Annotated in this window: 8 protein-coding genes and 1 pseudogene; 1 reads left to right on the forward strand and 8 read right to left on the reverse strand. The window is 66.4% G+C overall.

All coding sequences use genetic code 11. The features are described 5' to 3' along the window. Positions 1-7: 7 nt before the first annotated feature. Positions 8-511, forward strand: a complete 504-nt coding sequence (locus tag HYV14_06630) for a hypothetical protein (protein MBI2385673.1) — start codon at positions 8-10, stop codon at positions 509-511. A 3-nt stretch (positions 512-514) separates the two neighbouring features. Here HYV14_06630 and HYV14_06635 read toward each other — a convergent pair whose 3' ends face one another. From HYV14_06635 to HYV14_06670, 8 genes and pseudogenes are all read right to left on the reverse strand, one after another. Continuing rightward, positions 515-1,708: a caspase family protein gene (locus HYV14_06635; protein ID MBI2385674.1), complete on the reverse strand. Its 1,194-nt coding sequence runs from the start codon at positions 1,706-1,708 to the stop codon at positions 515-517. Positions 1,709-1,718: 10 nt separating this feature from the next. Beyond that, positions 1,719-2,846 carry a caspase family protein gene (locus HYV14_06640; protein ID MBI2385675.1) on the reverse strand — a complete coding sequence of 376 codons (1,128 nt, stop codon included), beginning with the start codon at positions 2,844-2,846 and terminating at the stop codon, positions 1,719-1,721. A gap of 4 nt (positions 2,847-2,850) precedes the next feature. After that, complete coding sequence (gene hydA, locus HYV14_06645) at positions 2,851-4,248, reverse strand: dihydropyrimidinase (protein ID MBI2385676.1); 1,398 nt, start codon at positions 4,246-4,248, stop codon at positions 2,851-2,853. Then, positions 4,238-5,719, reverse strand: coding sequence for an NCS1 family nucleobase:cation symporter-1 (locus HYV14_06650; GenBank protein MBI2385677.1), 1,482 nt, complete (start codon positions 5,717-5,719; stop codon positions 4,238-4,240). Before HYV14_06650 ends, hydA begins: the two co-directional genes overlap by 11 nt. A 23-nt stretch (positions 5,720-5,742) precedes the next feature. After that, positions 5,743-6,618, reverse strand: a complete 876-nt coding sequence (locus HYV14_06655) for an acyltransferase (GenBank protein ID MBI2385678.1) — start codon at positions 6,616-6,618, stop codon at positions 5,743-5,745. A gap of 96 nt (positions 6,619-6,714) precedes the next feature. Beyond that, positions 6,715-7,212: a hypothetical protein gene (locus tag HYV14_06660; protein MBI2385679.1), complete on the reverse strand. Its 498-nt coding sequence runs from the start codon at positions 7,210-7,212 to the stop codon at positions 6,715-6,717. A 1-nt stretch (position 7,213) separates the two neighbouring features. Beyond that, positions 7,214-8,519 (reverse strand): annotated as a pseudogene (gene preA, locus HYV14_06665) (NAD-dependent dihydropyrimidine dehydrogenase subunit PreA). Then, on the reverse strand, positions 8,519-9,313 hold the full coding sequence (locus HYV14_06670) for an FAD-dependent oxidoreductase (GenBank protein ID MBI2385680.1): 795 nt from the start codon (positions 9,311-9,313) through the stop codon (positions 8,519-8,521). Before HYV14_06670 ends, preA begins: the two are co-directional and overlap by 1 nt. Positions 9,314-9,323 lie beyond the last annotated feature (10 nt).

The following is a 9,323-nucleotide window of genomic DNA, read 5'->3' on the forward strand; positions in this document are numbered from 1 at the left end:
CTGCGGCATGGATAAGACTGCCCCCCTCGCCGCTCTTTTCCTGTCCTTCGCCGCGCTGCCCGCCGCCGCCGAGTTCTGCGCCTTCGACGGCAGCCGCACCGAGATCGTCGTCCGGCGCCTGAAGGGGCCGGCCTGCACGATGGAGAACGCCCTCGTCTTCAACGCCGCCGCCAACGAGAACCGCTACGGCGCCGACGAGAACAAGCGCACCTTCCTGACCGACTCCTGGCCGGGCTGGGGCGGCTCCGACAAGAAGTGCGCGGCGGCGCGCAAGAGCGCCGACAATCTCGTCTACAGCGACGAGACCTACATCCTCGGCAAGGCCGTGCTGATGGGCCCCCAGGTGTGGAGATTCAACGGCTCCTGCGACGCGTTCAAGTCGCGGTTCGAGTCGAAGAAGCGCTCGCTCGGCGACAAGCCGTCGCACGAGGACGTCTTCGAGGCCGCCGGCGCCGAGCGCATCGACATGGGCGACCTGGCCGAGCGTCTCGTCGAGGGCAAGAAGAAGTAGGGGCTACGGCGCGAGCAGCGGCTCGCCCAGCGCGGTCCCCGCGAGCACCGGCGTCTGCTCCCGGTTCTCCCTTCGCGCGTCGTCCTGCACGCGAGGCCTCAGGTAGTCGAACAGCGACTTCGCGCTCGCCCTAGGGTCGGCGGACAGGCCCTTGAGCAGGTGATAGGTGAACAGGCCGTGGCTCTGCTCCGCGAGCGTCCCCGTGATCTCGTCGCCGGAGGCGGCGGCGAGTATGGTCAGCCGTCCTTCCGACGGGGCGAGCTCCGCGGCCTTGGCGACGAGCGGACGCGCGCCCTGGGCGAGCACGGAGCGTTCCCCCGCCCCCGAGAAGCAGGCGTCGAGGGCGACGATGACGCGCTTGGCCTTGGTCTTCGCCAGGCTCGCGTAGAGCGTCTTCAAGGGCAGCGCTGTGGACTTCAGGAACTTGGGGTCGCCGTCCCACGGCACGAGGTACGCCTCCCCCGTCTTGGCGTCGGGGGCGCCGTGGCCGGAGTAGTAGACGAACAAAGTCGAGCTCGCCTTCACGTTGAGCGGCAGCCACTCCTCGAGATAGCTCCTGAGCTTGCTGCCCGTCGCCTGGGAGCCTTCGAGCGAGATGACGTTGCGCGCCGGGAAGCCCAGCGCCTCGAGGTGGCGGCGCATCGTCCTCGCGTCGCGCGCGCCGAAATCCGCCTTGGGCAGGCTCTGGTACTCCTCGATGCCGATCACCAGCGCGAAGTCGTCCGGGCGCTCGGCGCCGCGGCGCGCGGGCGAGTCGATGTCGGAGGTCGGCTCGGCCTTCCGGGGCGCGGGCTCGGGGGCCGGCGCGGCGGGCGCGGCGGCGTGACGGGCTTCCGGGACCTCGTCGGGCAGGCCCTGCGCCTTGCGCTCCGCCTTCTCGAGCAGCTTGGCGATGCCCCCGATGTTCCGGTGGGACAGGGCCGCCTCGCGGGGCGTGCCGTAGATGCTGGAGGCGAAGACGTCCGCGCCCCCGTCGATCAGGGCCTGGGCGGAGGCTTGGGCGCCGTTCATCGCGGCGAAATGGAGGGGCGTCAGCTTCCCGAGGCCGACGGTGCTGTTGACCTTGGCGCCCTGAGACAGCAGGGCGCGGATCCCGGAGGCGTCGTTGGTCCTGGCCGCCAGGTGCAGCCCGCGGTCGCCGGCGCAGCCCGTCGCGAGGAAGGCCGCCAGAGGAAGGATCAGAGCGATTCGGTTCATGGCATCTCCGTTAGAACTTCGCGTCGGCCCCGCTTCCGGCCAAGGTCGGGGACTGCTCCCGGTTCTGGCGGCGCGCGTCGTCCTGCACGCGGGGCTTCAGGTAATCATACAAGCCGCGGGGCGTCGCCGCTCCCCCCTGCAGGGCTTTAAGGAAGTGGTAGGTGAAGATCCCGTGGCCCTGCTCGTCGAGGGAGCCGGTGATCTCCGCGCCGGAGGCGGCGGCGAGCACGGTGAGGTTGGCCGCGGCGGGCACGCTCTCGTCCACCTTCGCGACGAGCGGGCGGGCGCCCTTGGCCAGCACCGAGCGGCCCCCGGAGCCGGAGAAGCAGGCGTCGAGGGCCACGAGCACGCGCTTGGCCTTGAGCTTGGACAGCTCCGCATAGAACTGCTTCAGCGGGTAGGCGGAGGTCGTCAGGAACATGGGATCGGCGTCCCACGGCACGAGGTAGGCGTCCCCGTTCTCGGGGTCGGGGGCGCCGTGGCCGGAGTAGTACACGAACACCGTCGACTCGGGCTTGACGTTGCGCGGCAGCCACTGCTGGAGATAGTTCTTGAGCTTGCTGCCCGTGGCCTGCGAGCCCTCGAGGCTGATGATGTTGCGCGCGGGCACGCCCATGGACTCGAAGTGCCTGCGCACGGTCGCGGCGTCGCGCGCGCCGAAGTCGGCTTTGGGCAAAGACTGATAGTCCTCTATGCCGATCACGAGGGCGAAGTCGTCGGGACGAGGGGCGCCGTGGCGCGAAGGCGAATCCACGTCGGATGACGGCGCCCGCCGCTCTGGGCCGGGGGCCTCGGCATGGGACGATGGCGCCTTGCCCAGCGCCCGTTCCAGCATCGCGATCACCGCCGCGTCGCGGTTCGCCGCCTGAGCCCTCGCCAAAGCGGTGCGGCCCGAATTGTCCGTGAGGCGAGGATCGGCTCCATGATCGAGCAGGAAGCGCACAGTGTCCGGATGGCCCTGCTCGGCCGCGAACATGAGAGCGGTGGACCCAATGAGATTCCGTTTATCGACGGGCACGCCTTTGTCCAGGACGGCTTGGATGTCCCGGTTCTTGCCGTCGTAGCCGGCTTGGTGGATGCTGATGCAGCCGGAAGCGAAGGGCAGCGCGAGAACGAGTGCTGCAAGCAAGCGGTTCATATTCTCAGTTGAACGCGCGCGGCATCCTCTTCAGGAAGCGGCCGTGCTTTGTCGATCCTGCCCACTTGCCGTCGAGGACCATCGCCTCGCCGCGGGAGAACACGTCGCGGATGCTGCCCTTGACCGTGACGCCCTCGTAGGGGTTGTAGTCGGCGGCGCTGTGGTGGCTCTTCTGCGAGAAGGTGAAGGGCTTGTTCGGGTCGATGATGACGATGTCGGCGTCGGCGCCCGGGTTGAGGTGGCCTTTGCGCGGGTGCAGTCCGAACAGCTTCGAGGGGTTGAGCGAGGTGATCTCGACGAAGCGGTTCTCGGTGATCTTCCCCTTTTGGACGGCGTCCCACAGGAGGAGCATGCGGTATTCGACGCCGGGGGCGCCGTTGGGGATTTTGGCGAAGTTCTTCTTGCCGAGCTCCTTGCCGGGCTGATTGGTCTTGGCCTTCATGCAGAAGGAGCAGTGATCGGTGGAAACGACTTGGAGATCATTGCGGACGAGCCCTTTCCACAAGCGCTCCGAATTTCCGCTGGGCCTCAAAGGCGGAGACATCACGAATTTCGCCCCCTCGAAGCCGGGACGGCGGTAGTCGTCCTCGGACAGATACAGGTATTGAGGACACGTCTCGGCGTAGACCGGCAAACCTCTCGCTCTTGCGGCGCGGACTTCCTCCATGGCGTCGCCGGCGGAGAGATGGACGAAGTAGATCGGAACGCCCGCCATCTCGGCCAAGGCGATGGCGCGGTGGGTGGCCTCGGCTTCGGCGGTCATGGGGCGCGTGAGCGCGTGCCACTCGGGGGCCGTTTTACCTTCGGCGATCGCCTTCTGGATGAGAACGTCGATGACCGAACCATTTTCGGCATGCATGCAGATCATCCCGCCGTTGTCGCGGGTGCGCATGAGGGCGCGGAAGATCGTGGTGTCGTCCGACATGAAGATGCCGGGATACGCCATGAACAGTTTAAAGGAAGACACGCCCTCGTCGACGAGCTTGTCCATCTCCTTCTGCTGCTTCTCGGGGAAATCCGTCACGATCATGTGGAAGCCGTAGTCGACGGCGGACTTGCCGTCGGCGCGCTTGTGCCAGTCGTCGAGGGCGTGGCGGAAGGTCTCCCCCTTCTTCTGGATCGCGAAGTCGACGATGGAGGTGGTGCCGCCGAAGACGGCCGAGGTCGAGCCGGTCGTGAAGTCGTCGATCGTGGTGGCGCCCATGAAGGGCATGTCGAAATGGGTGTGGGCGTCGATGCCGCCGGGGATGACGACCTTGCCGCGGGCGTCGATCATGCGCTTGGCGGGCTCGGCGATCTTGCCGACGGAGACGACCTTGCCGCCGACGACGCCGATATCCGCGATGTAGGTGTCGGACGCGGAGACGAGCGTGCCGCCCTTGACGATCAGATCATATGGCATAAGATTTCTCCTTCTCCGTCACCATGAGGAGCCAGTAGACGGCGAACGACAGGCCGAAGCTGATGAACCAGGCGTAGTGGTACAGCGAGATCCAGAACGGCGCCACCGTCGCGAGCTTGACCGTGCCGAGGAAGCCGGGCAGGACCGGCAGGCAGGCCAGGACGAGGGCCACGAGCGCGCGGCCGTTCACGCCGCCGGCGTACCAGTAGGTGCCGTGCTTCTCGTACAGCTCGCGCACGTCGAGGTGCGCCCCTCTTAGGACGTAGTAGTCGCAGATGAGGATGCCGCCGATCGACCCGAGCAGGGAGGAGTAGGCGACGAGCCAGGTGAAGATGTAGCCCGACGGGTCGGCGATCAGCTTCCAGGGCTGGATGAGGATGCCGATGACGCCGGTGATGTAGCCGCCCATGCGGAAGTCGATCTTCTCCGGCCAGATGTGGGAGAAGTCGTTGGCGGGGCCGACGACGTTGGCCGCGATGTTGGTGGCCAAGGTCGCGATGCACAGGGAGATCAGCGCGACCGCGAGGACGAACGGGTTCTGGAACTTCGCGATGAGGTCGACGGGGTCCCAGATGGACTGGCCGTAGATCACGACGGTGGCCGAGGTGACCGCCACGCCGATGAAGGAGTACAGGCCCATCGTCGTCGGCAGGCCCAGGGCCTGGCCCAGCATCTGGTCCCTCTGGGTCTTCGCGTAGCGCGAGAAGTCCGGGATGTTGAGCGACAAGGTCGCCCAGAAGCCGATCATCGCGGTCAGCGCCGGGAAGAAGAACGGCCAGAACCGGCCCTCCTTGGGCTGCCCGGGCGCGAAGGCGGACGGGGTGGAGAGCATGTGGCCGAAGCCGCCCGCCTGGACGTAGGCCCAGCCGAGGAGCGCCAGGCCGAGGGCGATGAGCAGGGGAGCCTTGACGTTGAGGAGGATGCGGATGGACTCCACGCCCTTGTAGATGACGAGCATGTTGATCGCCCAGAAGAAGAGGAAGCAGGCCCATTGGCCGACGTTCAAGCCCTGTAACACCGGCTCGCCGGCCAGCATGGCGGGATGCCAGATGCCCACGAGCTTGTAGATCGCCGCCCCGCCGATCCAGGCCTGGATGCCGAACCAGCCGCAGGCCACGAGGGCGCGCAGCACGGCCGGCACGTTGGCGCCGAGTATGCCGAACGCCGGGCGGCAGTACACGGGGTACGGGATGCCGTACTTGGTGCCCGCGTGCGCGTTGAGCACCATCGGCAGCAGCACGATGCAGTTGCCGAGGAAGATGGTCAGGACGGCCTGCCACCAGTTCATCCCCTCCGAGATCAGCGACGAGGCGAGCATGTACGTCGGTATGCACGCGCTCATGCTGATCCAGAGGACGGCGATGTCCTTGGTGCCCCAGGTGCGCTCCGCCTTGCGCGTGGGAGCGATGTCCTTGTTCCAGTACGGGGACTTCTCGATGGGCTCGGAGTGGTCGTGGATCTCCTTGTCCATCAGCGCCCTGAAGATCTTATCCCTCACGGCAGCAGCTGGGTGAGGGGTCCGTAGGTCTCCGGGCGCCGGTCGCGGAAGAACTGCCACACCTTGCGCACCTCGAGGATCTGGTCGAAGTCGAGGTCGGCGATGACGGTGGCGTCCTTGTCGTGCGGGCCGACCTTGAGCATCTGGCCGCGGGGGTCGCAGAAGTAGGACTGGCCGTAGAACTCGCCGATGTTCCACGGGCCCTCCTTGCCGACGCGGTTGCTGGCGCCGACGAAGTACTGGTTGGCGACCGCGTGCGCGGGCTGCTCGAGCTTCCAGAGGTACTCGGAGAGGCCCTTCACCGTGGCCGACGGGTTGAATACGATCTCGGCCCCGTTCAGCCCGAGGATGCGCGCCCCGTCCGGGAAGTGCCGGTCGTAGCAGATGTACACGCCGACCTTGGCGTAGCGGGTCTGGAACACCGGATAACCCAGGTTGCCCGGCTTGAAGTAGAACTTCTCCCAGAAGCCGGGGGCGCAGTGAGGGATGTGGTTCTTCCTATAGATGCCGGCGAGCGAGCCGTCCGCGTCGATGACCGCCGCGGTGTTGTAATAGGTGCCGGTCGACGGGGTCTCGTAGATCGGGGAGACGATGACCATCTGGTGCTTCTTGGCCAGGTCCTGCATCAGCTTCGTCGTCGGGCCGGTGATGGGCTCGGCGGTGTCGTACCACTTGACGTCCTGCTCGGCGCAGAAGTACGGGCCGTAGAAGATCTCCTGGAGGCTGAGCATCTGCACGCCCTTCTTGGCGGCGGCCTCGATCATGGCCACGTGCTTGTCGATCATCTTCGACTTGATCTGCTGAAGGGAGTACTTCGGCGGGAGCCAGTCGCACTTCGTCTGGATGAGAGCGCATTTCACGATTCGAGCCATCGGGATGATCCTCCGCGGGAAACGTCTAGATGACTGAAATTCTAACAGAAAATGACCGCGGCACAGCCGTCAAAAATGGGCGGCGCGGCCCTTCGTTTAGGAGGAGATGCGGCGGTTGAGCTGGGCGAGGCGCTCGACGACGGGCGGCACGCCGAAGAAGCGCTTCTCGAAGTGGAGGACGGTGCTGTCGTCGATGGGTAGGCGCAGCTGGTAGGTGTTGTCCTCCTCGCTGTGCTCGAACTGGGTGCCGTAGGTCTGCGGCAGGCCGATGGACATGAGGAAGCGGTCGAGGGTCGCCGCGGCGAGCCAGCGCGACGGGCGGTGGCCGTTGATCGACGCGATCGTCGCCAGGCGGTGCGCCGTGAGGAACTCCTTGGGCTCGGTGCCGTGCAGGAAGAGGACCGCGGCGTGGTACAGGTCGTTGGAGGTGTTGACCGCGCCCTGGCCGATCATGGAGACGAGCTCGCGGCGGCGCTCGGCGTCCCGGAGCTTGAGGGCGTCGACGTCGGCGGCGGTGCCGTACACCTTCTCGCGGTCCTTCTGGTCGGTCGCGAACAGCTCGTCGAGTCTCAGGTTGTCGGTTTCGGGAGGCATGTTAATGGCGCCGGTAGACTTCGCCGTACCCCTTCATCCCGTTCTTCGTGTAGTCCTCCCACGTCAGCGGCTTGAGTCCGGTGTCGACCGGCTTCATCGTGATGCAGCCGTCGACGGGGCAGACGAGCGAGCACAGGTTGCAGCCGACGCAGTCGTCCTGGAGGACGTGGGGCTTGCGGTTGCCCTTGCGGCGGTCGATGTCGATGCACTGATGCGTGGTGTCGTTGCAGGAGACGTAGCAGACGTCGCAGGAGATGCACGTTGCCGGGTCGATGGAGGCTACGCTCATGTAGTGGAGGTTGAGCTTCTTGCAATCCACGATCCTGGGGGCGGTCTTGCCGATGAAGTCGGCGGTCTTGGCGAACTTCTGCCGGCGCATCCAGCCCTCGAGGCCGGCGTTCAGGTCCTCGACGATGCGGTAGCCGTGATGCATTACTGCCGTACAAAGCTGTACGGGATGAAGACCCTAAGAGCATGAATTCAACGGCATCCGACCAGATCGAAATCCCGCCGATGCCGGATATGGGAAGCCCTACCGTCTCAGGATCGGTCGCTATCTGGCTGACCATGTTCAAGGCGATGGGTTTGACCGCGGGGCCGCAGTAGCCGCCGTGGGAAATCTTGCCCTCGACGGAGAACTTGGGGATCATGGTCTCGACGTCGATGCCCATGATGGAGTTGATCGTGTTGATGAGGGACACGCCGTCGGCCCCCCCCTGCTTGGCCGCGCGCGCGGCGAAGCGCACGTCGGCGACGTTCGGGGTGAGCTTGACGAGGACGGGGATGGTGGAGACCTCTTTGACGAACTCGGTGACCATCTTCACGTACTCGGGCACCTGCCCGACGGCCGCGCCCATGCCGCGCTCGGACATCCCGTGCGGGCAGCCGAAGTTGAGCTCGATGCCGTCGCTGCCGGCGTCGATGACCTTCTTCGTGATCTCGTGCCAGGCCTGCTTCTCGCAGGGGACCATGAGGGAGGCGATCACGGCGCGGTCTCCGAAGCGCTTCTTGACCTCGTAGATCTCCTTGAGGTTGGTCTCCAGAGGCCGGTCGGTGATCAGCTCGATGTTGTTGAATCCCGCGAGCTTCTGTGTGCCGAGGTCCATGGAGCCGTAGCGCGAGGAGACGTTGACGACGGGCGGGTCCTGTCCGAGCGTCTTCCACACCGCGCCGCCCCAGCCGTACTCGAAGGCGCGCATGATCTGCGCGCCGGAGTTCGTGGGCGGGGCCGAGGCGAGCCAGAACGGGTTGGGGGACTTGATGCCGGCGCAGTTCACAGAGAGGTCGGGCTTGAGTCGGGGCTTCATCAGGAGTGGCTCCGGGGCGTGATCGGGGCGACCTTTCGTCCGTCGATGGTGGAGATCCAGTAATCGTTGCCGGCGGGCGGGGGCGTGTTCGGGAACAGCTCGCGCAGGATGCCCCAGGCGGCGCGCTTGCCGTCGGCGGCGGCGTTGACGACCTCCTTGCCGCCGTTGATCGCGTCGCCGCCCGCGAAGACGACGTGCTTGGAGGTGGCGAGCGTGGCGGGGTTGACCTTGAGGCGGCCGTCCTCGTGCTGGGCGAGGCCGAAGGCCTTGGCGAGGGCGAAGTGCTTGGTCTGGCCGATGGCTTTGATCACGCGGTCGCAGGCGATGCGGGTCTTGTCCTTGAACTCGACGCCCGACACCTTCTTCTTGCCGAGTATGCGGACCGGCACCGCGTTGGTGACGATCTGCACGCCGTCCTTGCGGGCGTGCTCGAGCTCGAAATCGTACGCCGAGAGGTCCTCGGGGCCGCGGCGGTAGGCCATGACGACCTTGGCGGCCCCGGTGCGCACCGACTGGGTCGCGCCGTCGATGGCGGTGTTGCCGCCGCCGATGACGACGGTGCAGGCGCTCTTGGGAAGGCCCTTGCCCCCTTTGGACTTGACCCGCTCGATGAAGGAGAGCGCGTCGACGACGCCGGGCAGGTCCTCGCCCGGTATGCCGAGCGCGCGGGTGTCGGAGAGGCCGATGCCGACGAACACGGCGTCGAAGTCGCTGAGCAGGTCGGCGGCGGGCACGTCCTTGCCGATCTCCTTGCCGGTGACGACCGAGCAGCCGATCTGGAAGAGGAACTTCATCTCGGCCACG

The organism is Elusimicrobiota bacterium, from assembly GCA_016182905.1.
Taxonomy (GTDB): domain Bacteria; phylum Elusimicrobiota; class Elusimicrobia; order UBA1565; family UBA9628; genus GWA2-66-18.

Excerpts from the sequence above, each read along its gene's own strand:
- HYV14_06655 (MBI2385678.1), bottom strand. The coding sequence starts at position 6,618 with ATGGCTCGAATCGTGAAATGCGCTCTCATCCAGACGAAGTGCGACTGG.
- HYV14_06670 (MBI2385680.1), bottom strand. The coding sequence starts at position 9,313 with ATGAAGTTCCTCTTCCAGATCGGCTGCTCGGTCGTCACCGGCAAGGAG.
- HYV14_06660 (MBI2385679.1), bottom strand. The coding sequence starts at position 7,212 with ATGCCTCCCGAAACCGACAACCTGAGACTCGACGAGCTGTTCGCGACC.
- HYV14_06650 (MBI2385677.1), bottom strand. The coding sequence starts at position 5,719 with ATGGACAAGGAGATCCACGACCACTCCGAGCCCATCGAGAAGTCCCCG.
- HYV14_06640 (MBI2385675.1), bottom strand. The coding sequence starts at position 2,846 with ATGAACCGCTTGCTTGCAGCACTCGTTCTCGCGCTGCCCTTCGCTTCC.
- HYV14_06630 (MBI2385673.1), top strand. The coding sequence starts at position 8 with ATGGATAAGACTGCCCCCCTCGCCGCTCTTTTCCTGTCCTTCGCCGCG.
- hydA (MBI2385676.1), bottom strand. The coding sequence starts at position 4,248 with ATGCCATATGATCTGATCGTCAAGGGCGGCACGCTCGTCTCCGCGTCC.
- HYV14_06635 (MBI2385674.1), bottom strand. The coding sequence starts at position 1,708 with ATGAACCGAATCGCTCTGATCCTTCCTCTGGCGGCCTTCCTCGCGACG.